Origin of the sequence: Streptomyces sp. NBC_00885 (assembly GCF_045207475.1) — a bacterium.
Lineage (GTDB): Bacteria > Actinomycetota > Actinomycetes > Streptomycetales > Streptomycetaceae > Streptomyces.
The window spans coordinates 4212399-4236035 of the sequence record NZ_CP108796.1 but is presented as its reverse complement, the minus strand read 5'-3'; the positions used below and the strand labels follow the sequence as shown (position 1 = coordinate 4236035).

Below are 23637 nucleotides of genomic sequence, written 5' to 3'. Positions count from 1 at the left end.
GTGGCAATGAACGCGCCGTACGACGGTGACCGCGGTCAGGGCGCGGGCGGAGACCCGGCAGCCCAGGGTCCTCCGCCGCCCCAGCCCGCCCCGGACCCGTATGCACAGGACCCGTACCTCCAGGACGCCTACGCCCCCGATCCGTACCGGGCACATGACCTGTCCGCGCAGGACCCGGTGGCCGAGGCCCTCTACGACCGCGCCTCGCACCCGCCACCGCCCCCCGGCGCCTACCAGGAGCCCCAGCCGCTCTACCAGCAGCCGCCCAGCCCCCAGTACGCTCCGGACCCCCGTATCTGGGCGCAGACCCCGCCGCCCGAGCCCTCCGGTCCCTCCCGCCACCTGCCGTACGGGGACGACGCCAGGACCACCCAGTTCACGGGTGTGGACGACCTGGTGACCCGGGCCGGTGAGGAGGAGCCCGAGCCCGACGCCTTCGCCCACCTCTTCCGGGACCAGCAGAACTCGGGCGGGCCGGCTCCGGACCCCGAACCGAGCCCTGCGGCACCCGCGCCCAGGAAGCCCGGCGGCAGAGCCTCCAGCCTGCTGAAGTCCAGTGCGGTGATGGCGGCCGGCACGCTGGTCTCCCGCCTCACCGGTTTTGTACGCAGCCTGGTGATCACGGCGGCTCTCGGTGCCGCTCTCCTCGGCGACACCTTCACCGTCGCCTACACCCTGCCGACGATGATCTACATCCTCACCGTCGGCGGCGGCCTCAATTCCGTCTTCGTCCCGCAGCTGGTGCGCGCGATGAAGAACGACGAGGACGGCGGAGAGGCGTACGCCAACCGTCTGCTGACGCTCGTCATGGTGTCGCTCGCCGCCATCGTCGCCGTCGCGGTCTTCGCAGCCCCGCTGCTGATCCAGCTGATGTCGGACACCATCGCCGGCAACGAGGCGGCCAACAGCGTCGCTGTCACCTTCGCCCGCTACTGCCTGCCCACGATCTTCTTCATGGGCGTACATGTGGTCATGGGCCAAATCCTCAACGCCCGCGGCAAGTTCGGCGCGATGATGTGGACCCCGGTCCTGAACAACATCGTCATGATCACCACGTTCGGCCTCTTCATCTGGGTGTACGGCACCTCCGCCGAGTCGAACATGGGTGTCCAGTCGATCCCGCCGGAGGGTGTCCGACTGCTGGGTATCGGCACCTTGCTCGGCCTTGCCGTCCAGGCTCTCGCGATGATCCCGTACCTGAGGGAGACCGGATTCAGGTTCCGTCCGCGCTTCGACTGGAAGGGCCACGGCCTCGGCAAGACCGTCAAGCTCGCAAAGTGGACGGTGCTGTTCGTCCTCGCGAACCAGGCGGGCGTGCTGGTCGTCACCCAGCTCGCCACCGCTGCCGGTGAGACCTCCGGCAGGCAGGGCGCGGGCTTCATCGCCTACACCAATGCACAGTTGATCTGGGGCATGCCGCAGGCCATCATCACCGTTTCTGTGATGGCCGCCCTGCTGCCCCGCATCTCTCGGGCCGCCCACGACAACGACCCGGGTGCCGTACGTGACGACATCTCCCAGGGGCTGCGCAACTCGGCGGTCGCGATCGTCCCCGTCGCCTTCGCCTTCCTGGCGCTCGGCGTTCCGATGTCTACGCTGCTGTTCTCCTCGAGCGGCCTTGAGGCCGCCCGGGGCATGGGCTTCATCCTTATGGCTTTCGGCCTCGGTCTGATCCCGTACTCCGTGCAGTACGTCGTGCTGCGTGGCTTCTACGCGTACGAGGACACCCGCACGCCCTTCTACAACACGGTCATCGTCGCCGCGGTCAATGCGGCCGCCTCGGCGCTCTGTTACGTGCTCCTGCCCGCCCAGTGGGCCGTGGTCGGCATGGGTGCCTCCTACGGACTCGCCTACGCCGTCGGCGTGGGCATCGCCTGGCGCCGGCTGAAGAACCGCCTCGGCGGCGATCTGGACGGCGCCCATGTCATGCGTACGTACGCACGTCTGTGCATGGCTTCCGTCCCCGCCGCTGCGGCCGGAGGAGCGGTCGCCTACTTCGTCCTCAGGGGGCTGGGTAGCGGGGCCCTGAGTTCGCTCGTCGCGCTGCTCGGCGGTGGGATCGTGCTGCTGGGCGTCTTCTTCGTCGCTGCGAAGCGGATGCGTATCGACGAACTGAACGCCATGGTCGGCATGGTGCGCGGGCGCCTCGGACGCTAAGAGCGCGCCGTCCCGCACAACCATCGTCGGCCGCCGTGTGTCGTGCATAGCGGCCGACTGTGGGCACAATTGGCATGGCTGTTGGATATGCGCAACGGATGGGGAGGCAGGAACGACGGTGGCGGAACGTAGCACGGCTGCCGTCGACGTGGCCGACAACAGCGGAGATGATCCGCTGACCGCGAAGGCGGGCAAGGCCACGACCGACGGGGCGGCGGAATCCCAGGACACGGCGGAGAAGACCGCACCGGACACGGGCAGCGAACGGCAGGGCACCGAACCCACCATCGCCACGCCCGAACTGCACAGTGGTCACAAGCTCGCCAGACGCTACCGGCTCGAGGAGTGCGTCACCCGTCTGGACGGTTTCAGCAGCTGGCGTGCGGTCGACGAGAAACTGCGCCGCGCCGTCGGCGTGCATCTCCTCCCCGCCGACCACCCGCGGGCCCGCTCCGTACTCGCGGCGGCCCGCTCCTCGGCACTTCTCGGCGACCCGCGCTTCGTACAGGTCCTCGACGCCGTCGAGGAGAACGACCTCGTCTATGTCGTCCATGAGTGGCTTCCTGACGCGACGGAGCTCACCGCTCTGCTCGCCATGGGGCCCATGGAGCCGCACGACGCCTACCAGCTCGTCGACCAGCTGTCCCAGGCCATGGCCGCGGCGCACCGTGAGGGGCTGGCCCACCTCCGGCTCACCCCGGGAGCGGTACTGCGGAGCTCGACCGGGCAGTACCGGATCCGCGGCCTCGCCGTGAATGCGGCCTTGCGCGGAATCACCGCCGACGGACCGCAGCGCGCCGACACCGAAGCCATCGGCGCCCTGTTGTACGCGGCGCTGACCCAGCGGTGGCCGTACGAGAACGACGCGTACGGTCTCTCCGGGCTGCCCAAGGGCGTCGGGCTCATCGCTCCCGACCAGGTGCGGGCCGGCGTGCACCGCGGGCTCTCCGAGCTCGCCATGCGCGCTCTGGTCAACGACGGCGCCACGGCCTCCCGCCAGGAGCCGCCCTGCACCACACCGGACGAACTGGCGAAGGCCGTGGCGGCGATGCCCCGCATCCGCCCGCCGGAGCCTGCCTTCACCTCCCCGCCCGACTACCAGCGGACCACGTACCAACAGGGCGCTTACGGCCGCCCTGCGCCCCGTCCCGGCCCCGCGGCAACCCAACCGGTGGCCGCCCCGCCGCCACCGCTCCAGAGCCGCACAGGCAGGGTCCTCAAGTGGACCGTGGCCGCGCTGCTCATCGCCGCACTGGGACTGGGCAGCTGGCAGATCGCCGACAAGCTGATCGACCGCGACAAGGACCCGGTCGACCCGGGCACCTCACAGTCGAACAGCGGCGAGAAGAACACCGAGGACAAGTCCGGTAAGCCGGTCGACATCACCAGTGCGCGTGACTTCGACCCGCTTGGGGACAATTCCGAGAAGCCTGACGGGATAAAGAACAGTTACGACGGCAACCCATCGACCTACTGGAACACCGACGGTTACCGGGGCAGCGGCGACTTCGGGAATCTGAAGCCCGGTGTCGGCATCATCCTGGACCTGGGCAAGGTCCAGCAGGTCGGCACCGTGGACGTCTCCTTCCTCGGAGGCGACACCTCCGTGGAACTGCGGACAGCGGCCGAAGATGCCTCGTCCGAGCCCACAACGCTCGACGGCTTCAAGAAGGTCGCAACCGGATCCGGTTCCAATGTGTCCCTCAAGCCCGGCAAGCCGGTGCAGGCACGGTACGTTCTGGTCTGGCTGACCAATCTGCCGAAGAGCGACGAGGGCAACTTCCGAGGCAAGGTCTCGGAGATCAAGATCACCAGCTGACCGGCACCAGGGGAGGGGGCTCACCGTTGGACGACGCGACACTCGGCGACGCAAGCGACCAGGACCTTCTGGCACGCCATGTCGCGGGGGACCCGGATGCCTTCGGTGAGCTTGTAAGGCGCCACCGCGACAGGCTCTGGGCCGTCGCCCTGCGCACGCTGGGCGACCGCGAGGAAGCGGCGGACGCGGTCCAGGACGCTCTGGTGTCCGCCTTCCGGGCCGCCCACACCTTCCGCGGCCAGTCCGCCGTCACCACCTGGCTTCACCGCATCACCGTGAACGCCTGCCTCGACCGCGCCCGCAAGGCGGCCTCACGCAAGACCTCCCCCGTCGACGACACGGAGCGCCTGGAGCAGCTTCTCGAGCCTCATGAGTCCGCCGAGGCACCGGCAGAGCGACAGGATCTGCATCGCGAGCTCCTCGCTGCGCTGGCGAAACTGCCCGTCGATCAGCGGGCCGCACTGGTGCTGGTGGACATGCAGGGCTATCCGGTCGCCGAAGCGGCCCGTGTCCTCGATGTACCGACCGGAACTGTCAAAAGCCGGTGTGCTCGCGGTCGGGCACGACTGTTGCCGATGCTCACTCATCTGCGCGGCGATGCCGGGGATAACACCCAGCTCAGCGTGGGAAGGAACCGGACGCCGGGGACATCCGTCCCACCGGCGTCGGGACAAAGGGACGCAGGGCCGAATGACCCTGCAGCTGTGAAGGGCGGAGGTGGGCGCGCGTGACATCGACGACCGACACGAGTCGGCACCCGGACGTCTCGGAAATCTCCGACCTCACCGAGGGGCTGCTCCCCCCGTCCCGTACAGCCGATGTGCGCGAGCATCTGGACGGCTGCCCGTTGTGCGCCGACGTACGCGAGTCGCTTGAGGAAATCCGCGGACTGCTCGGCACGCTGCCGGGCGCTCATCGGATGCCCGCCGACATCGCCGGTCGCATCGACGCCGCTCTGGCTGCCGAGGCTCTGCTCGACTCCACCGCGCCCGAAGAGACGGCACATGTTTCACGTGAAACAGCGCCTGCCCCTCAGCCGGCCGAGACCGCTCCCGCCGACCGCCCCTCGGGACACCCGCGCGCTGCCACGGGGCCCGGCCGCAGGCGACCCGGACGGCGGCGGCGCAATGCCGTCCTCGGCGCCGTCTTCGGCACAGCCGCCATCGGAATGAGCGTCCTGCTCCTGCAGTCCACCGGTGTCAACGACGCCGACTCGGCGAAGAAGGATGCAGGCGTCAGCGCCGCAGCGGGCACCTCCCAGGACTTCTCGGACTCCGACCTCAAGGGCCATGTCCAGGGACTGCTCACCGCCGGCTCAGATCAGCCGAAGCCGCGGATCGAGAAGGGCCCGTCACTCAACAGCGAGGCCAATCCCCCATCGCCCAGGCAGAAGCCGACCGTGGCAGTGCCGCCCTGCATCCAGAAGGGCACCGACCGCACTGATGCCCCGATCGCCGTCGAGAAAGGCGAGTACAAGGGCGAGGACGCCTACCTCGTCGTGCTGCCGCACTCCACGGACAGCCAGCAGGTCCAGGCGTATGTGATCGATGCGGCCTGCGTCGAGTCCGCGCCCGCATCTGCGGGGAAGCTCCTGCTCACCAACGCATACCCTCTGCGCTGACACACGCCGCCGCGCCGCACGGGCATCCCGGGAATGCAAGCCCCGTAGGATCCGTTGGGTGGGGTGAGGGTGACAGACCCGCCCCCGTAGGCAGCAGGCAGTCCGCAGAGACGAGGAAGAAACCCGTGAGCGACGTCCGTAATGTGATCATCATCGGCTCCGGGCCGGCCGGCTACACGGCGGCGCTCTACACGGCGCGCGCCTCGCTGCAGCCGCTGGTATTCGAGGGAGCCGTCACCGCTGGCGGTGCACTGATGACCACGACCGAGGTGGAGAACTTCCCCGGCTTCCGCGACGGCATCATGGGTCCGGACCTGATGGACAACATGCGTGCGCAGGCCGAGCGCTTCGGCGCCGAGCTGGTCCCGGACGACATCGTCTCCGTCGACCTCAGCGGCGAGATCAAGACCGTCACCGACACAGCGGGCACCGTCCACCGGGCCAAGGCCGTCATCGTCACCACGGGCTCCCAGCACCGCAAGCTCGGCCTGCCGAATGAGGACGCGCTCTCCGGGCGCGGCGTCTCCTGGTGTGCGACCTGTGACGGGTTCTTCTTCAAGGACCAGGACATCGCCGTCATCGGCGGCGGCGACACCGCGATGGAGGAGGCGACCTTCCTCTCCCGGTTCGCCAAGTCCGTCACCGTCGTCCACCGTCGTGACACCCTGCGTGCCTCCAAGGCCATGCAGGACCGTGCCTTCGCCAACCCGAAGATCTCCTTCGCCTGGGACAGCGAGGTCGCGGTGATCCACGGCGAGCAGAAGCTTTCCGCTCTGACGCTCCGCAACACCAAGACCGGCGAGACGTCTGAGCTCCCTGTCACCGGGCTGTTCATCGCCGTTGGCCATGACCCGCGCACCGAGCTCTTCAAGGGCCAGCTCGAGCAGGACGACGAGGGCTACCTGAAGGTAGAGGCGCCGTCGACCCGAACCAACCTGACCGGTGTCTTCGCTGCGGGTGACGTCGTCGACCACACCTACCGCCAGGCCATCACGGCTGCCGGTACCGGCTGTGCGGCCGCCCTCGACGCCGAGCGCTACCTCGCCGCTCTCGCCGACGGCGAGAAGGCCGCCGAGCCGGCGAAGACCTCCGCGGTCTGACCCTCTGCATTCCATCCCCCTCACACCCCGCAAGAGTTAAGGAGGCCGCCGTGGCCGGCGCCCTGAAGAACGTGACCGACGACACCTTCGAAGAGGATGTCCTCAAGAGCGACAAGCCCGTTCTGGTGGACTTCTGGGCCGCCTGGTGCGGACCGTGCCGCCAGATCGCGCCGTCCCTCGAAGCCATCGCGGCCGAGCACGGCGACAAGATCGAGATCGTGAAGCTCAACATCGACGAGAACCCGGCCACTGCCGCCAAGTACGGCGTCATGTCCATCCCGACGCTGAACGTCTACCAGAACGGCGAGGTCGCCAAGACCATCGTCGGTGCCAAGCCCAAGGCCGCCATCGTCCGCGACCTCGAAGGCTTCATCGGCGAGTAGTCGGCGAGCAGTCACAGCGCCGCTGTTTCACGTGAAACATGAAGGGGCTCATCCTCAACGGGGATGAGCCCCTTCTCGTGTTCACGGTCAGAGCGGCCGCAGCACCGGCTCCTTCTGCACAGCTCCGAGCAGACGGTCCAAGGCGAGCTCCACATCTTCCTTCCAGGAGAGCGTCGTCCGCAGTTCCAGCCTCAGGCGGGGATACGTCGGATGAGGTCGCACCGTCTTGAAGCCGACTGCCAGCAGATGCTCGGCGGGCAGCACACAAGCAGGCTCCTTCCAGCGCGCGTCTCCGAATGCCTCGATCGCACGGAAGCCCCGCCGCAGCAGATCCTTGGCCACTGTCTGCACGATGACCCTGCCAAGTCCCTGCCCCTGATAGCCGGGACTGATCCAGGCGGTCATGAGCTGGACGGCGTCGGATGAGACGGGACTGGTGGGGAAGGCCGTGGAACGCGGCACATAGGCGGGTGGCGCGTACAGGACGAAGCCGACCGGAACCTCGTCGACGTAGACGACTCGGCCGCACGAGCCCCACTCCAGCAGCACGGCCGAGATCCAGGCCTCCTTCTCCAGCTCGGGGGTTCCCGCTTTTACCGCGGCTTCTCCACTGACCGGATCAAGCTCCCAGAAGACACACGCACGACAGCGCTTGGGAAGGTCCGAAAGGTTGTCCAGCGTGAGCGGTACAAGCCGACGCCCCATGAAGGCTGTTCCTCGCTTCCGTCACCCGCCGCGCTTCGAGCGGCTGCCAGCGCGCTCCGCTCCTGGAGCAGGCTGCTGATAAAGCCTCCGACTGCCCCCAGGCCCAAGCCCGCTGTCACCAGTTGGCTGCGGCTCACCGTTCGCATTGCCCTCGCCCTCCCTCTGAGGTGGATCAAGGTGGATGCGCCCTACCAGAACGCATCGTATCCACCCAGCCCCGACACGGGTACAGGCCTACAGCAAAGGGCGGGCCATGTCCGGTCAACCCACCGGAACATGGCCCGCCCTTTACAACACTGGCGAGAGCCTCAGCCCTCGTCGTCCTCGCCCGGCTCCTCGGCGAGGCCCTTCTCCAGGACCCGACCCTCACCGGGGGCAAGGGTGCCGAGAATGCGCTCCAGATCGTCTATCGACGCGAACTCGACGACGATCTTTCCCTTCTTCTGACCGAGGTCGACCTTCACCCGGGTCTCAAAGCGGTCGGAGAGCCGTGACGCGAGATCGGTGAGCGCCGGCGACAGCCGGGCCCCTGCCCGGGGGCTCTTCGGCTTGGCCGTGCTCTTGGGGCTCGAGTTGATCAGCGTGACGATCTCCTCGACCGCCCGCACAGAGAGCCCCTCGGCCACAATCCGGTGCGCAAGCCGGTCCTGCTCCTCGGAATCGTCCACCGAGAGCAGCGCCCTCGCATGACCGGCCGAGAGCACCCCGGCGGCGACCCTGCGCTGGACAGGAGGGGACAGACGCAGCAGGCGCAGAGTGTTGGACACCTGCGGACGCGAGCGGCCGATCCGGTCGGCCAGCTGGTCGTGGGTGCAGTTGAAGTCCTTGAGCAGCTGGTCGTAGGCGGCAGCCTCTTCCAGCGGGTTCAGCTGCGCGCGGTGGAGGTTCTCCAGCAGCGCATCCAGCAGAAGCTTCTCGTCGTCCGTGTCCCGGACGATCGCGGGAATCCGCTCCAGACCAGCCTCACGGCAGGCCCTCCAGCGGCGCTCGCCCATGATGAGCTCGTAGCGCTCCGCGCTCAACTGCCGTACAACGACGGGCTGGAGAAGGCCCACTTCCTTGATGGACGTGACCAGCTCCGCAAGAGCGTCCTCGTCGAACACCTCACGCGGCTGACGCGGGTTGGGCGTAATGGCATCGAGCGGCAGCTCGGCGAAGTGCGCCCCGGCCGGCTCCGCGGGCTGGGGTACGGCCTGCGGCTCCTCCGGTGCCAGGGTGATCGAATCCGGCGCAACGGCAGCCGCTGGCAGCGTCGTCACCTTGGCGGCCGCGACACCCCGCTCCGCGGTCAGCACCGGAGCCGCTCCCGGAGAGCTCGAATCCCCTGCAGGGGGCACCTGCTTCTCCTGGGGAGCGGCAGGGATCAGCGCACCGAGCCCACGCCCCAATCCTCTACGTCGCTCGCTCACTGGATCCCCTCCGAGATGTTCTGCTGGCTGTTCTGGCCGACCACATGGGCCTGCTGCGGGTCGTAGTGGATCCCGACCCCTCGCAGTGCGATCTCACGCGCCGCTTCGAGATACGACAGGGACCCACTGGAACCTGGATCGTAGGTCAGCACTGTCTGTCCATAGCTGGGGGCCTCCGAGATACGCACCGAGCGCGGGATGCTCGTACGGAGCACCTCCTCGCCGAAGTGGCTGCGCACTTCGTCCGCCACCTGTGAGGCGAGCCGGGTTCTGCCGTCGTACATGGTCAGCAGAATCGTCGACACATGCAGCGTCGGGTTGAGATGCCCGCGCACCAGGTCCACGTTCCTCAGCAGCTGCCCCAGACCTTCCAGCGCGTAGTACTCGCACTGGATAGGGATCAGCACCTCCGCACCGGCGACCAGTGCGTTGACGGTCAGCAGACCGAGCGAGGGCGGGCAGTCGATGAGGATGTAGTCCAGCGGCTGCTCATAGGCCTGGATGGCTCGCTGCAGTCGGCTCTCCCGCGCCACCAGCGACACCAGTTCGATCTCCGCACCGGCGAGATCGATGGTGGCAGGGGCGCAGAAGAGGCCTTCGACGTCCGGGACCGGCTGGACCACCTCGGAGAGCGGCTTGCTCTCCACCAGGACGTCATAGATCGAAGGGACTTCGGCGTGGTGATCGATCCCCAGCGCCGTGGAGGCGTTGCCCTGTGGATCCAGGTCGACAACCAGAACACGCGCGCCATGGAGGGCGAGCGAAGCGGCGAGGTTGACCGTGGTGGTGGTCTTCCCTACGCCGCCCTTCTGGTTGGCGACAACCATGACGCGTGTCTGCTCAGGTCGGGGCAGACCCTCGCCGGCACGCCCCAGCGCCTCCACGGCCAGCTGGGCAGCACGGCCGATGGGGGTGTCGTCCATCGGGGGCGGTGTTTCACGTGAAACATCCTCCCCCGGTGACTCTGTACGGGGACCGGGGACCGGGTCGGTCATCGGTCCCGCGATGTTGGCGTCGGACCGCAAGGATTCACTCTCCTCGACTTCAGGCTCGCGATGAACAGAGCCTGCCATGCTTTCGGGGTCGTGAACCAGCGAGGCAGGTGGTTCTGTGGGTGAATCCACCTCTGTGGACAACTCCGTAGCCCTCACGAGGGGCTTTCGGTCCCGCATCGGGGCGGCAGCACGGCCGCGACTGATGATTCCCTGCAGCAGTGAGCGACGTTTCACGTGAAACACGATGCACGCGCCGCAGGACTACACCCGCACGACACTCCGAAATGCGTACGTATGGAAGCTTGTATGGAGCATTACTCATAGGCAGTACGAACTGTATGGATCAGCGACGCCGACGAGTGCGGCTGGTCCGGGCAGCCTTGGCTCGCTTGGCAGCGAAGCGCACACCGCCAGGGCTCTCCCCGACCTCCACGCGGACCACAGTGGACAGCGGATCGACGATCCCCTCACCAACGTGCAGCACTGAGGTCTCCACCACACCGAGCTTGCTCAGGGCGGCACGTGCCCCCTGGATCTCCTCCTCGGCGGTGTCGCCCTTGAGCGCGAGCATCTCTCCGTACGGCCGCAGCAGGGGAACTCCCCAGCCCGCCAACCGGTCCAGCGGAGCCACGGCACGTGCGGTCACCACATGCACCGGAGGCAGCTTGCCCAGTACTTCCTCGGCCCGGCCCCGGACCACGGTCACATGCTCAAGACCCAGCAGTTCGACGACTTCCTGAAGGAAATTCGTCCGGCGAAGCAGCGGCTCGAGGAGTGTGATCTTCAGATCCGGGCGGACGAGCGCCAGCGGAATGCCCGGGAGGCCGGCCCCCGAACCCACATCGCAGACCGTGACGCCCTCCGGCACTACCTCGGAAAGCACCGCGCAGTTCAGCAGATGCCGTTCCCACAGCCGAGGCACCTCACGAGGACCGATCAGTCCACGCTTCACGCCGATGTCCGCGAGCAGCTCCGCATACCGCACGGCCTCCGGAAAGAAGTCTCCGAAAACCGTCCGGGCCTCTGCTGGCGCCTGGGGAAGCTCTGCTGCCTCCGTCACGGGAACCGTCCTTCCGTACCGCACTGTCGCACTGTCGACTGTGGACTGACTATCAGGCTGACAAAGATCGGCCCCGCCTGCGAACAGACGGGGCCGACGGAACAATGGAGGTCAGGCAGGGAGCACGACGACGAAGCGCTGCGGCTCCTCGCCCTCGGACTCACTGCGCAGACCCGCGGCCGCGACCGCGTCGTGGACGACCTTGCGCTCGAAGGGCGTCATCGGGTCGAGCTTGACCGGCTCACCGGTGCTCTTGACCTCGTCGGCGGCCTTGGCGCCGAGCTCGGCGAGCTCGGTGCGCTTCCTGGCCCGGAAGCCCGCGATGTCCAGCATCAGCCGGCTGCGGTCCCCGGTCTCCCGGTGCACGGCAAGCCGCGTGAGCTCCTGAAGTGCCTCCAGGACCTCGCCGTCACGGCCGACGAGCTTCTGCAGATCGCGGCTGCCCGAGTCACTGATGATCGAGACCGCGGCCCGGTCGGCCTCGACGTCCATGTCGATGTCACCGTCGAGATCGGCGATGTCGAGCAGACCCTCGAGGTAGTCGGCCGCGATCTCCCCTTCCTGCTCGAGGCGGGTCAGGGTGTCGCCACCCTCGGCGGCGGCGGAGATGGTGCCTTCCGTCACGGATGGACTCCTTCTTGCTTACTTCTTGGACGAGGGGTGCTTGGGCCGCTGCTGGCCCTTGCGCTGCCCGGACTTGGGCTGCTGGCGTGGGGTACCCGTGGCGGGCTTGCCCGGTTTCGCGCCCTGAGGCGTGTCCTTCTGCAGCGAAGGCTTCGGGGCCGAGTCTGCGGCATCGGTGCTCTTGGGCGCGCCCTGCGGGGCACTGGCGGACTGCCGCTTCGCCTTGGTCTGGCGCTTGGGCTGCTGCCGCCTCTGGGCGGCGCCGCCCTCGGTCTCGGCCTCGGCGACGTCGCTCTTGATCACCGTGCCGTCCGCCTGAGCGGCGAAGCCGGCCTTGGCGAGGCCCGTGATGAACCGGCGCTCGTTCTCGTTGCGGTCCGGGCCCTTGGCGACGATCGCCCGGATCACGGTCCGCTTGCGACGCGACTTGACCTCGCTGTGGGCGGTGACGCCCTTCAGCAGCCGCTGCAGGTAGTGGTCCTGGGCCTTGCTGCCCGGCGTCGGGTTCTGGTTGATCACGTACATCTGCTGGCCCATGGTCCACACGTTGGTGGTCAGCCAGTAGACGAGGACACCGACCGGGAAGTTGATGCCCATCACGGCGAAGATGACCGGGAAGATGTACATCAGCATCTTCTGCTGCTGCATGTACGGCGTCTTGACAGTCAGGTCCACGTTCTTCTGCATCAGCTGGCGCTGCGTGTAGAACTGCGACGCCGACATCATGACGATCATGACCGCGGTGACGACGCGCACATCGGTCAGCGAGGCGCCGAGTGCAGCGACCTCCGCCGTGCTGTCCGTGAACTTCGAGGCGAGCGGGGCACCGAAAATGTGCGCCTGACGGGCGCTGTCCAGCAGCGATTCATTGATGACGCCGACGGTCTTGCCCGAGGCAATGCTCGAAAGCACGTGGTAGAGGGCGAAGAAGAACGGCGACTGCGCGAGGATCGGAAGGCACGAGGAGAGCGGGTTGGTGCCCGTCTCCTTGTACAGCTTCATCATCTCTTCGGACTGACGCTGCTTGTCGTTCTTGTAGCGCTCCTGGATCGCCTTCATCTTCGGCTGGAGCGCCTGCATGTTCCGGGTCGACTTGATCTGCTTCACAAAGAGCGGAATCAGACAGATCCGGATGAGGATCACCAGCGACACGATGGACAGTCCCCAGGCCCAGCCCGTGTTGGGGCCGAAGATTGCCCCGTAGAGCGAGTGGAACTGGACGATGACCCACGAAACAGGTGTGGTGATAAAGCTGAAGAGACTGGCAATCGTGTCCACTAATCAGGCTCCTTGAGCATTGGGCGAGGTCTCTGCTGCCGGACTCGGGGGTTCGGGGGTCGACCCCCGGGGAGGCACATCGGCGGCGGAGTGCCCGCCCTTGCTGCCACGCAAGGCATCGCGCAGCATTTCGTGCCACCGCGGACGCTTGCGCTGCGGCACATGATCAACGCCACCCGGCGACCAGGGATTGCATCGCAGGATGCGCCAGGCGGTCAGTACTGTGCCCTTGACCGCACCGTGGCGGTCGATGGCGGTGTACCCGTAGTGGGAGCACGACGGGTAGTACCGGCAGACAGGGCCCAGCAGCGGGCTGATCGTCCACTGGTACAGCTTGATCAGAGCCAGCAGCGGGTACTTCATCGCGCGCCCCCTCCCAGCAGCCGCTGGAGGGCGGCATCCAGGTCTCGGGCCAGCTGTTCATAGGAGGCGTCGCCCGCACCGGGCAGCGCCCGTACGACCACCAGGCTACCGGGGGGCAGCTCGGTGAGTCGTTCACGTATCAGGTGACGCAGTCTTCGCTTGACCTTGTTGCGGACGACTGCGCTGCCTACGGCCTTGCTTACGACGAAACCCGCACACGTCGGGGGAGCGCTCTCCCCAGGCGCGTGCGGGTCCGTGGCACCGCTGTGCAGATGGACGACGAGGAGCGGGCGACCGGCCCTGCGTCCTCGGCGTACCGCGGTCGCGAAGTCCTCGCGCCGCCTCAGCCGATTCTCGGTAGGCAGCACGTCATGACCTGTTAGCGATCAGGCGGACAGGCTGGCGCGACCCTTGCCACGGCGGTTCGCGAGAATCGCGCGGCCGGCACGGGTACGCATCCGCAGGCGGAAGCCGTGGGTCTTCGCGCGACGACGGTTGTTCGGCTGGAAGGTGCGCTTGCTCACTCGGGGGCTCCAGAAATGATTCGTAGATGGCGGGACATCGCCTGGCTGTCACCGTGCGCCCACGAGTAGCTCGCGATTACGCCCGAGTGCACCGCTTCACGATCACAGACCGTGATCTTTGCCCATCGGAGGCAGGCGGCAGCAGCCATCGACAACTCGACCTGGTTACGGTACGCGCGGCTACGCCATCCGGTCAAACCAGCCTGATGGCGTGGTCCACTGTGCACAGGCTGTGGACAACAACTTGAACCGCGCGGGTCGCCCTGACTACCGTGGCTGAACTCCAATTCCTTTCCTGCCTGTCTTCCCATCCCGTCCCGAGAACCACACATTCGTGGGACCTGCGAGAGAGCGTGCCTTGTGGCTGACGTACCTGCCGATCTTGCCGCAGTGTGGCCACGAGTGCTGGAACAGCTCCTCGCAGAGGGCCAGCAGGGCATCGAACCCAAGGACAAACAGTGGATCGAGCGCTGCCAGCCGCTCGCACTGGTGGCCGACACAGCGCTCCTCGCCGTCCCCAATGAATGGGGCAAGCGTGTCCTCGAGGGTCGGCTGGCTCCGCTGATCAGCGAGACCCTGAGCCGTGAGTGCGGCCGCCCCATCCGGATCGCCATCACGGTGGACGACTCCGTGGGCGAGCCCCCCGCCTCGCAGCAGCCCCCGGCCCAGCAGGCTCCCCGCTACCAGGGCCCGCAGCACGACGATCCTCGCGACTCCCGGCAGAGCGACCCCTACGACAGCTACGGGCACCGGCCCGGAGGAGACGACGGCCTGCCCGACGTCCGCCCCGCCTACCCCGAGTACCAGCAGCGACAGCAGCAGCGCCCGGAACCCGGCGCCTGGCCACGCACCCAGGAGGACCTGTCCTGGCAGCAGCCGAGGCTCGGCGGCTTCCAGGACCGCGACCCCTCCGCGGAGCAATGGCGCGAGCCGTACGCCACCGCCCGGCCGCGCCAGCCCCAGCACGACTACCGGCAGCCGCAGGCGCCCGAGCGCCAGCCCTACGAGCAGCATCGCCCGGAGCGGCACGAGCGGCCCGACCACCAGACGCCGCACCGCGGGACTCCCACGGGCGCTCCCGGACCGCTGGGCGCGCAGCCCTCGCCGGCACCCGGCCCGGGTGAGCCCCATGCCCGGCTGAACCCGAAGTACCTCTTCGACACCTTCGTCATCGGCGCGTCCAACCGGTTCGCGCATGCCGCGGCGGTCGCGGTCGCCGAGGCGCCGGCCAAGGCGTACAACCCCCTGTTCATCTACGGGGAGTCGGGACTGGGCAAGACGCACCTGTTGCATGCCATCGGGCACTACGCGCGCAGCCTCTATCCGGGGACGCGTGTGCGGTATGTGAGCTCCGAGGAGTTCACCAACGAGTTCATCAACTCGATCCGCGACGGCAAGGGCGACACGTTCCGCAAGCGCTACCGCGATGTGGACATCCTGCTGGTCGACGACATCCAGTTCCTGGCGAGCAAGGAGTCGACGCAGGAGGAGTTCTTCCACACCTTCAACACGCTCCACAACGCCAACAAGCAGATCGTGCTGTCCTCGGACCGGCCGCCCAAGCAGTTGATGACGCTGGAGGACCGGCTGAGGAACCGTTTCGAGTGGGGTCTGACCACCGACGTACAGCCGCCGGAGCTGGAGACGCGTATCGCGATTCTGCGCAAGAAGGCGGTGCAGGAGCAGCTCAACGCCCCGCCGGAGGTGCTGGAGTTCATCGCGTCCCGCATCTCACGCAATATCCGTGAGCTGGAGGGCGCGCTGATCCGGGTGACGGCGTTCGCTTCGCTCAACCGGCAGCCGGTGGATCTCGGGCTCACCGAGATCGTGCTGAAGGACCTGATCCCCGGCGGCGAGGACTCGGCCCCCGAGATCACCGCGAGCGCCATCATGGCGGCGACCGCCGACTACTTCGGTCTGACGGTGGAGGATCTGTGCGGATCCTCGCGCAGCCGGGTGCTGGTGACCGCCCGCCAGATCGCGATGTACCTGTGCCGCGAACTCACCGATCTGTCGCTGCCGAAGATCGGCGCACAGTTCGGCGGCCGCGACCATACGACCGTGATGCACGCCGACCGCAAGATCCGCGCGCTGATGGCCGAGCGGCGGTCCATCTACAACCAGGTCACCGAGCTCACCAACCGCATCAAGAACGGCTGACGCGACCAGCGGCTCACCAGCACAAGAGGCCTTCGAGGGCGCTCCGGGACGACGTTCCGGAGCGCCCTTCGGCGTTCCGCACCCGTTTCCGTACCTGTCCTGCGGATGTCCGGTGTTCGAATACCTGGCGATGGGAGGGTGTTCTCCACAGATCTGGGGACGATCTTCCGTCCACAGCCTGGGGACTGGAAAGTTGTCCAGACCGCATCCACAGGGGCGGTTGCCGAGATTTCATCACACCAGGTCAGGCGGCTGTGGATTTGTGGTCAACCGTGCTCCACAGTCTGTGGACGCAGGATCCGTCCACAGGGCGTGATCAAAGTTGTCCACCGGCGGCCCACAGGCAGCACCGCGTTGCCCACAGCTTCGCGTGGCTTCTCCACACCCTTGTCCACTGTTCGGCAACGAAACGCCCGAGCTCACCGGGTCGAGTGAAAGGCGTCACACCAAGGTGGTCGGTTGGGCTGTGGGGAACGTGGGTAAAGCTGGGGACAGCGCTGGGGAGAAGTCCCCCTGGCCTGTGCATCGGATGTGCAGAACTTTCGGGCGTCCACAGAAGCACCGGGTTGTCCACCGGTGCCACCCACAGGCCCGGTGGACAAAAAAACGGGTCTGACCTGCATGGATGACGTTATCCACGGTTTCCACAGGCCCTACTACTACTCCCACTTAGAGTTACCGGGGAATTCGCTTCGAAGAAGGCCCTGTGCACAACTCGAGCCCGGAGCCTGCGACACCTCTTGCCGCGACTTGACCCCGACCCGCACCGACTGTCGGTGCCGTACGTCAGACTGGTCCCCGGCGACACAGCCGACGACGAAGGCCAGCAAGGGCGAGCCAGCAACAGCAGGAGGCGGTTCCGGTGAAGATCCGGGTGGAGCGCGATGTACTCGCGGAGGCGGTGGCCTGGGTGGCCCGCAGCCTCCCGGCCCGTCCGCCGGCGCCCGTACTCGCGGGCCTTCTTCTGAAGGCGGAGGACGGCGCCCTCAGCTTCTCGAGCTTCGACTACGAGGTCTCGGCGCGCGTCTCGGTGGAGGCGGAGGTCGACGAGGACGGCACCGTGCTCGTCTCCGGCCGGCTCCTCGCCGACATCTGCCGCGCGCTCCCCAACCGCCCCGTGGAGATCTCCACAGACGGTGTACGGGCGACCGTCGTCTGCGGCTCCTCGCGATTCACACTCCACACCCTGCCTGTGGAGGAGTACCCGGCGCTGCCGCAGATGCCGACCGCGACCGGCACCGTGCCCGGTGAGGTCTTCGCCTCCGCCGCCGCACAGGTCGCCATCGCCGCCGGCCGTGACGACACGCTCCCCGTCCTCACCGGCGTACGGATCGAGATCGAGGGCGACACCGTCACGCTGGCCTCCACCGACCGCTACCGCTTCGCGGTCCGTGAGTTCCTGTGGAAGCCGGAGAACCCGGAGGCGTCCGCCGTCGCGCTGGTGCCCGCCAAGACGCTGCTGGACACCGCCAAGGCCCTGACCAGCGGTGACACGGTCACGCTCGCGCTCTCCGGCTCGGGTGCCGGTGAGGGGCTCATCGGTTTCGAGGGCGCCGGACGGCGGACCACGACCCGGCTGCTCGAAGGCGATCTGCCCAAGTACCGCACGCTGTTCCCCACCGAGTTCAACTCGGTCGCCGTCATCGAGACCGCACCCTTCGTCGAGGCGGTCAAGCGTGTCGCGCTGGTCGCCGAGCGGAACACTCCGGTCCGGCTCAGCTTCGAGCAGGGCGTGCTGATCCTGGAGGCCGGTTCCAGTGACGATGCACAGGCTGTGGAGCGCGTCGACGCGAACCTGGAGGGCGACGACATCTCGATCGCCTTCAACCCGACCTTCCTGCTCGACGGCCTGAGCGCCATCGACTCGCCGGTCGCCCAGCTGTCGTTCACGACGTCCACCAAGCCCGCGCTGCTGAGCGGCAAGCCCGCCATGGATGCCGAGGCCGACGAGGCGTACAAGTACCTGATCATGCCCGTGCGGCTGTCCGGCTGAGACGGCGAAGACGGCCGAACGGCTGATCCTGACGGGCCTGCTCCGGCGTGAGCAGGCCCGTCGGGCCGTCCGTACCGCCCGGGCGTAGGCTCGGAGCCGGGTACGAATCGGCCTACAACGCGTAAGGAATCTGTGATGGAGCTCGGTCTCGTCGGCCTTGGCAAGATGGGCGGCAATATGCGCGAGCGCATCCGCCGCGCAGGCCACACCGTCCTTGGCTACGACCGCAATCCGGACCTCGCCGATGTCCACAGCCTCGGCGAGCTTGTGGGCAAACTCAAGGGCCCGCGGGTCGTGTGGGTGATGGTCCCGGCCGGAGCCGCGACGCAGTCCACGATCGACGAGCTGGCCGAGCTGCTGGAGCCGGGCGACGTGGTCGTCGACGGCGGCAACTCCCGCTGGACGGACGACGAGAAGCACGCGGTCGAGCTGGGCATCAAGGGCATCGGCTTTGTCGACTGCGGTGTCTCCGGCGGTGTCTGGGGCCTCGAGAACGGCTACGCGCTGATGTACGGCGGCCACGCCGAGCATGTCGCGAAGGTCCAGCCGGTCTTCGACGCGCTCAAGCCCGAGGGCGAGTTCGGCTCCGTCCACGCGGGCAAGGTCGGCGCCGGCCACTTCGCGAAGATGGTCCACAACGGCATCGAGTACGCCATGATGCAGGCCTACGCCGAGGGCTGGGAGCTCCTGGAGAAGGTCAACTCGGTCACCGACGTACGCGAGGTCTTCCGCTCCTGGCAGGAGGGCACGGTCATCCGTTCCTGGCTGCTGGACCTGGCGGTCAACGCGCTGGACGACGACGAGCACCTGGAGAAGCTGCGCGGTTATGCACAGGACTCCGGCGAGGGCCGGTGGACTGTGGAAGCCGCGATCGACAACGCGGTGCCGCTGCCCGCGATCACCGCTTCGCTGTTCGCGCGCTTCGCGTCCCGTCAGGACGACTCCCCGCAGATGAAGATGATCGCGGCGCTGCGCAACCAGTTCGGCGGCCACGCGGTCGAGAACAAGAAGTAGTCCCAAGCCGGGGGAGGTCGGCGTACATCCATGCACGTCACGCATTTGTCGCTGGCCGACTTCCGCTCGTACGCCCGGGTCGAGGTCCCACTCGACCCGGGCGTCAGCGCGTTCGTGGGGGCGAACGGGCAGGGGAAGACCAATCTCGTCGAGGCGGTCGGCTATCTCGCGACGCTGGCCAGCCACCGGGTCTCGTCGGATGCGCCGCTGGTGCGGATGGGTGCGGACCGGGCGGTGATCCGGGCGGCCGTCACCCAGGGCGAGCGCTCGCAGCTGGTCGAGCTCGAGCTCAATCCGGGGAAGGCGAACAGGGCCCGTATCAACCGGTCCTCACAGGTCAGGCCGCGTGATGTGCTGGGGATAGTACGGACGGTGCTGTTCGCGCCCGAGGACCTGGCGCTGGTGAAGGGCGATCCGGGCGAGCGGCGGCGGTTCCTGGACGAGCTGATCACGGCGCGCTCGCCGCGGATGGCGGGGGTGCGCTCCGACTACGAGCGGGTGCTCAAGCAGCGCAACACCTTGCTGAAGTCCGCGGCCATGGCGCGGCGGCACGGCGGGCGCGGGATGGACCTGTCGACGCTGGACGTGTGGGACCAGCATCTGGCGCGCGCCGGGGCGGAGTTGCTGGCGCAGCGGATCGATCTGATCGCGGCGCTGCAGCCGCTGGCGGACAAGGCGTACGAGCAACTGGCGCCGGGAGGCGGGCCGGTTGCTCTGGAGTACCGTTCCTCCTCCGGAGCCGCGGCAGGTGTCGGTGAAGGTGCTGTGGGAGAGGGCTCGGCGGCGCATGGTCGGGAAGCCCTGTGTGAGCAGCTGACCGTCGCGCTGGCCGAGGTGCGCAAGCAGGAGATCGAGCGGGGCGTGACGCTGGTCGGGCCGCACCGGGACGACCTGGTGCTGAAGCTGGGACAGCTGCCCGCCAAGGGGTACGCCAGCCATGGCGAGTCCTGGTCGTACGCGCTGGCGCTGCGCCTGGCCTCGTACGACCTGCTCAGGGCCGAGGGCAACGAGCCGGTGCTGGTCCTCGACGATGTCTTCGCCGAACTGGACGTGCGGCGCCGCGAGCGGCTGGCGGAACTGGTCGCTCCGGGCGAGCAGGTGCTGGTGACGGCGGCAGTGGACGACGATGTGCCGGCAGTGCTGGCCGGGGCGCGGTACCTGGTGGCGGACGGGGCGGTGGGGCGCGTATGAGCGAGGAACCGAGTCAAGCGGCCGAGCCGTCGGCGGTGCCCGAGTCCTCGGGCGTCGACCTGGCGCGGGTCGCGCTGCGCGCCGCGAAGGAACAGGCGAAGGCGCGCGGCGCCGCGGCACAGCAGAAGAAGCAGGCCAGGCGGGGTGGCGGGCTGCGATCGGGCGCTCGGGCGGACGGGCGCGATCCGCTGCCTCTGGGTGCGGCGATCAACCGGCTGATCACCGAGCGGGGCTGGGAGACACCGGCCGCGGTGGGCGGTGTGATGGGTCGCTGGCCGCAGATCGTGGGCGCGGACCTGGCGAACCACTGTGTGCCGCTGCGGTACGAGGAGGACCCGGACCAGCGGGTGCTGACGGTGCAGTGCGATTCCACGGCGTGGGCGACGCAGCTGAGGCTGCTGGCGCCGCGGCTGGTGGCGCGGCTGAACGAGGACCTGGGGCACGGGACGGTACGGCTGATCAAGGTACTGGGGCCGGGTGGGCCGCCGAGGACGTACGGGGCGCTCAGGGCGCCGGGGAGTGTGGGGCCGGGCGACACGTACGGGTGAGGTGCGCGCCTTGGGCCTCGCACCCGGGCCCCGGTGCGGGGTTTTCGCGTCGCGCCGAACACCGCACGCCTTCGGGCGTGCGGTGTTCGCTCAAGGCGGATTTGTCCCCGCGCCTTCCCCTGAACCGGGGGAGGTGCTCCAGCGGCTCCGCTGCGGAGACAGAGCTCGGGCCCCCGCCCTGCACCCGGTTGCGGCAGCTTCGCACCGCGGCCGCTCCCGCCCGCCCCGATCCCGGGGCACGCCCCACCCCACCCCACCCGCAGCCGCCAACGCCCCCGCCCGGCCCGCCCGGAGCCCCCGCCCCCACCCGCCGCCGCCCGTGCAACGCGGCCCATCCCGTAACACCCGAAACCCCCCGTTGCGGGTGAGGTGTCCCTCACCGTAGCCAGTGGTTGACAGCCCGAAGCGCTCAATGCCCGTGTGAGCCTCCTGGAGCCCCTTCCCAGATATGGGGAGTCGGACCGACACGGTTCAGGGCGGCACATGAGGACGCAGCTACCGGCAAACCCCCATTCGGGTCGGCCGTACCGGTAGACTGGTGCACAATCCCGCCCACTCGCGGAACATGTCGAACGACGCAGCCGCTCCCGCCTGCCCGGAGAACGGCTTGTGCTGTGCCAGAAAGGGCGCTTCGTGGCCGATTCCGGCAACCCCAACGAGAACATTCCGTCCACTCCTGCCGGTGGGAACGGCGAGGTAACCGCCTCGTACGACGCCAGCGCGATCACCGTCCTTGAGGGTCTGGACGCGGTCCGCAAGCGACCCGGCATGTACATCGGCTCGACCGGTGAGCGTGGACTCCATCACCTGGTGCAGGAGGTCGTCGACAACTCCGTCGACGAGGCCATGGCCGGTCACGCCGACACGATCGACGTCACGATCCTCGCCGACGGCGGCGTGCGCGTCATCGACAACGGCCGCGGCATCCCCGTGGGCATCGTCCCGTCCGAGAACAAGCCGGCCGTCGAGGTCGTGCTCACCGTTCTGCACGCGGGCGGCAAGTTCGGCGGCGGCGGCTACGCCGTCTCCGGCGGTCTGCACGGCGTCGGCGTCTCGGTCGTCAATGCCCTGTCGTCGAAGGTCTCCGTCGAGGTCAAGACCGACGGCTACCGCTGGACGCAGGACTACAAGCTCGGTGTCCCGACCGCGCCCCTCGCTCAGAACGAGGCCACGGACGAGACCGGCACCACGGTGACGTTCTGGGCCGATCCGGACATTTTCGAGACGACCGAGTACTCCTTCGAGACGCTCTCCCGCCGTTTCCAGGAAATGGCCTTCCTCAACAAGGGCCTCACCCTGACGCTGACGGACGAGCGCGAGTCGGCGAAGGCCACCGTAGGTGCCGACGCCCCCGAGGAGCCGGACGAGGAGACGCCCGCGCGCGCGGTGAAGTACTACTACGAAGGCGGCATCGTCGACTTCGTCAAGTACCTCAACTCCCGCAAGGGCGAACTCATCCACCCGACCGTCATCGACATCGAGGCCGAGGACAAGGAGCGCCTGCTCTCGGCCGAGATCGCGATGCAGTGGAACTCGCAGTACACCGAGGGCGTGTACTCCTTCGCGAACACCATCCACACCCACGAGGGCGGTACCCACGAAGAGGGCTTCAGGGCCGCTCTGACGGGCCTGGTCAACCGTTACGCGCGCGACAAGAAGCTGCTGCGCGAGAAGGACGACAACCTCTCCGGCGAGGACATCCGCGAGGGTCTGACCGCGATCATCTCGGTCAAGCTGGGCGAGCCGCAGTTCGAGGGCCAGACCAAGACCAAGCTGGGCAACACGGAGGCGAAGACCTTCGTGCAGAAGGTGGTGCACGAGCACCTCACCGACTGGTTCGACCGCAATCCCAATGAGGCCGCGGACATCATCCGCAAGTCCATCCAGGCGCAGACGGCGCGCGTCGCGGCCCGCAAGGCCCGTGACCTGACCCGTCGCAAGGGCCTGCTGGAGTCGGCTTCCCTGCCGGGCAAGCTCAGCGACTGCCAGTCGAACGACCCCACCAAGTGCGAGATCTTCATCGTCGAGGGTGACTCCGCCGGTGGCTCGGCGAAGTCCGGCCGTAACCCGATGTACCAGGCGATCCTGCCCATCCGAGGCAAGATCCTGAACGTCGAGAAGGCCCGGATCGACAAGATCCTGCAGAACACCGAGGTCCAGGCGCTGATCTCGGCCTTCGGTACCGGAGTCCACGAGGACTTCGACATCGAGAAGCTCCGCTATCACAAGATCATTCTGATGGCGGACGCCGATGTCGACGGTCAGCACATCAACACCCTGCTGCTGACCTTCCTGTTCCGCTTCATGCGGCCGCTGGTCGAGGCCGGGCACGTGTATCTCTCGCGCCCGCCGCTCTACAAGATCAAGTGGGGCCGGGACGACTTCGAGTACGCGTACTCGGACCGCGAGCGCGACGCGCTCGTCGAACTCGGCAAGCAGAACGGCAAGCGGATCAAGGAAGACTCGATCCAGCGCTTCAAGGGTCTCGGCGAGATGAACGCCGAGGAGCTGCGCATCACCACGATGGACGTGGACCACCGCGTACTCGGCCAGGTCACCCTGGACGACGCGGCGCAGGCCGACGACCTGTTCTCCGTGCTGATGGGTGAGGACGTCGAGGCGCGGCGCTCGTTCATCCAGCGCAATGCCAAGGACGTCCGCTTCCTCGACATCTGAGTCGGTCTCAGCTGACC

21 protein-coding genes are annotated in these 23637 nt (G+C 67.8%); 12 read left to right on the top strand and 9 right to left on the bottom strand.

Annotated elements, in window-relative coordinates; translation table 11 throughout:
• The first annotated feature begins 6 nt into the window (after nt 1–6).
• The 6 genes from murJ to trxA all read left to right on the top strand — a co-directional run bounded on the left by murJ (nt 7) and on the right by trxA (nt 7080).
• A complete protein-coding gene (gene murJ, locus OHA61_RS19180; RefSeq protein ID WP_406304049.1) occupies nt 7–2157 on the top strand; it encodes a murein biosynthesis integral membrane protein MurJ in 2151 nt (716 codons plus the stop codon).
• Between the two features lie 118 nt (nt 2158–2275).
• Nucleotides 2276–3976 (top strand): serine/threonine protein kinase, encoded by a 1701-nt coding sequence (locus OHA61_RS19175; RefSeq protein ID WP_406304048.1) that lies wholly within the window; start codon nt 2276–2278, stop codon nt 3974–3976.
• A 26-nt stretch (nt 3977–4002) separates the two neighbouring features.
• Nucleotides 4003–4707, top strand: coding sequence for an RNA polymerase sigma factor SigM (gene sigM / locus OHA61_RS19170; protein ID WP_406304047.1), 705 nt, complete (start codon nt 4003–4005; stop codon nt 4705–4707).
• Nucleotides 4704–5597: an anti-sigma factor family protein gene (locus OHA61_RS19165; protein ID WP_406304046.1), complete on the top strand. Its 894-nt coding sequence runs from the start codon at nt 4704–4706 to the stop codon at nt 5595–5597. The genes sigM and OHA61_RS19165 overlap by 4 nt, the downstream gene beginning before the upstream one ends.
• A gap of 125 nt (nt 5598–5722) precedes the next feature.
• Nucleotides 5723–6697, top strand: a complete 975-nt coding sequence (gene trxB, locus OHA61_RS19160; protein ID WP_361902081.1) for a thioredoxin-disulfide reductase — start codon at nt 5723–5725, stop codon at nt 6695–6697.
• A 50-nt stretch (nt 6698–6747) separates the two neighbouring features.
• On the top strand, nt 6748–7080 hold the full coding sequence (gene trxA / locus OHA61_RS19155; RefSeq protein ID WP_142214727.1) for a thioredoxin: 333 nt from the start codon (nt 6748–6750) through the stop codon (nt 7078–7080).
• Between the two features lie 87 nt (nt 7081–7167).
• Here the strand turns inward: trxA and OHA61_RS19150 are convergent, their stop codons facing one another.
• From OHA61_RS19150 to rpmH, 9 genes are all read right to left on the bottom strand, one after another.
• The gene (locus OHA61_RS19150) at nt 7168–7785 is read right to left on the bottom strand and encodes a GNAT family N-acetyltransferase (protein ID WP_406304045.1); all 618 of its coding nucleotides are present in this window, start codon (nt 7783–7785) and stop codon (nt 7168–7170) included.
• Between the two features lie 308 nt (nt 7786–8093).
• Nucleotides 8094–9194 (bottom strand): ParB/RepB/Spo0J family partition protein, encoded by a 1101-nt coding sequence (locus OHA61_RS19145; RefSeq protein ID WP_406304044.1) that lies wholly within the window; start codon nt 9192–9194, stop codon nt 8094–8096.
• A complete protein-coding gene (locus tag OHA61_RS19140; protein WP_324975339.1) occupies nt 9191–10267 on the bottom strand; it encodes a ParA family protein in 1077 nt (358 codons plus the stop codon). Before OHA61_RS19140 ends, OHA61_RS19145 begins: the two co-directional genes overlap by 4 nt.
• A 265-nt stretch (nt 10268–10532) precedes the next feature.
• Nucleotides 10533–11249 carry a 16S rRNA (guanine(527)-N(7))-methyltransferase RsmG gene (rsmG, locus tag OHA61_RS19135; protein WP_324975336.1) on the bottom strand — a complete coding sequence of 239 codons (717 nt, stop codon included), beginning with the start codon at nt 11247–11249 and terminating at the stop codon, nt 10533–10535.
• Between the two features lie 111 nt (nt 11250–11360).
• Nucleotides 11361–11873, bottom strand: coding sequence for a R3H domain-containing nucleic acid-binding protein (locus OHA61_RS19130; protein WP_266480585.1), 513 nt, complete (start codon nt 11871–11873; stop codon nt 11361–11363).
• Between the two features lie 18 nt (nt 11874–11891).
• Nucleotides 11892–13151, bottom strand: a complete 1260-nt coding sequence (gene yidC / locus OHA61_RS19125) for a membrane protein insertase YidC (RefSeq protein WP_406304043.1) — start codon at nt 13149–13151, stop codon at nt 11892–11894.
• 3 nt (nt 13152–13154) lie between these two features.
• A complete protein-coding gene (gene yidD, locus OHA61_RS19120) occupies nt 13155–13514 on the bottom strand; it encodes a membrane protein insertion efficiency factor YidD (protein WP_406304042.1) in 360 nt (119 codons plus the stop codon).
• A complete protein-coding gene (rnpA, locus tag OHA61_RS19115) occupies nt 13511–13882 on the bottom strand; it encodes a ribonuclease P protein component (protein WP_406304041.1) in 372 nt (123 codons plus the stop codon). Before rnpA ends, yidD begins: the two co-directional genes overlap by 4 nt.
• A gap of 18 nt (nt 13883–13900) precedes the next feature.
• Nucleotides 13901–14038: a 50S ribosomal protein L34 gene (gene rpmH, locus OHA61_RS19110; protein WP_006381191.1), complete on the bottom strand. Its 138-nt coding sequence runs from the start codon at nt 14036–14038 to the stop codon at nt 13901–13903.
• A gap of 360 nt (nt 14039–14398) precedes the next feature.
• On the opposite strand from rpmH, the gene dnaA reads away from it, so the two are divergent.
• The 6 genes from dnaA to gyrB all read left to right on the top strand — a co-directional run bounded on the left by dnaA (nt 14399) and on the right by gyrB (nt 23620).
• Nucleotides 14399–16198 (top strand): chromosomal replication initiator protein DnaA, encoded by a 1800-nt coding sequence (gene dnaA, locus OHA61_RS19105; RefSeq protein WP_406304040.1) that lies wholly within the window; start codon nt 14399–14401, stop codon nt 16196–16198.
• 862 nt (nt 16199–17060) lie between these two features.
• Nucleotides 17061–18191 carry a DNA polymerase III subunit beta gene (dnaN, locus tag OHA61_RS19100; protein ID WP_142214717.1) on the top strand — a complete coding sequence of 377 codons (1131 nt, stop codon included), beginning with the start codon at nt 17061–17063 and terminating at the stop codon, nt 18189–18191.
• A gap of 135 nt (nt 18192–18326) precedes the next feature.
• Nucleotides 18327–19205 (top strand): phosphogluconate dehydrogenase (NAD(+)-dependent, decarboxylating), encoded by an 879-nt coding sequence (gene gnd / locus OHA61_RS19095; protein ID WP_324975316.1) that lies wholly within the window; start codon nt 18327–18329, stop codon nt 19203–19205.
• Nucleotides 19206–19235: 30 nt separating this feature from the next.
• Entirely contained in the window at nt 19236–20396 is a 1161-nt protein-coding gene (gene recF, locus OHA61_RS19090) for a DNA replication/repair protein RecF (RefSeq protein WP_406304039.1), read from the top strand.
• Nucleotides 20393–20944, top strand: coding sequence for a DUF721 domain-containing protein (locus tag OHA61_RS19085; protein WP_389368658.1), 552 nt, complete (start codon nt 20393–20395; stop codon nt 20942–20944). Before recF ends, OHA61_RS19085 begins: the two co-directional genes overlap by 4 nt.
• Before the next feature lie 609 nt (nt 20945–21553).
• Nucleotides 21554–23620, top strand: coding sequence for a DNA topoisomerase (ATP-hydrolyzing) subunit B (gene gyrB / locus OHA61_RS19080; protein WP_328674309.1), 2067 nt, complete (start codon nt 21554–21556; stop codon nt 23618–23620).
• Nucleotides 23621–23637 lie beyond the last annotated feature (17 nt).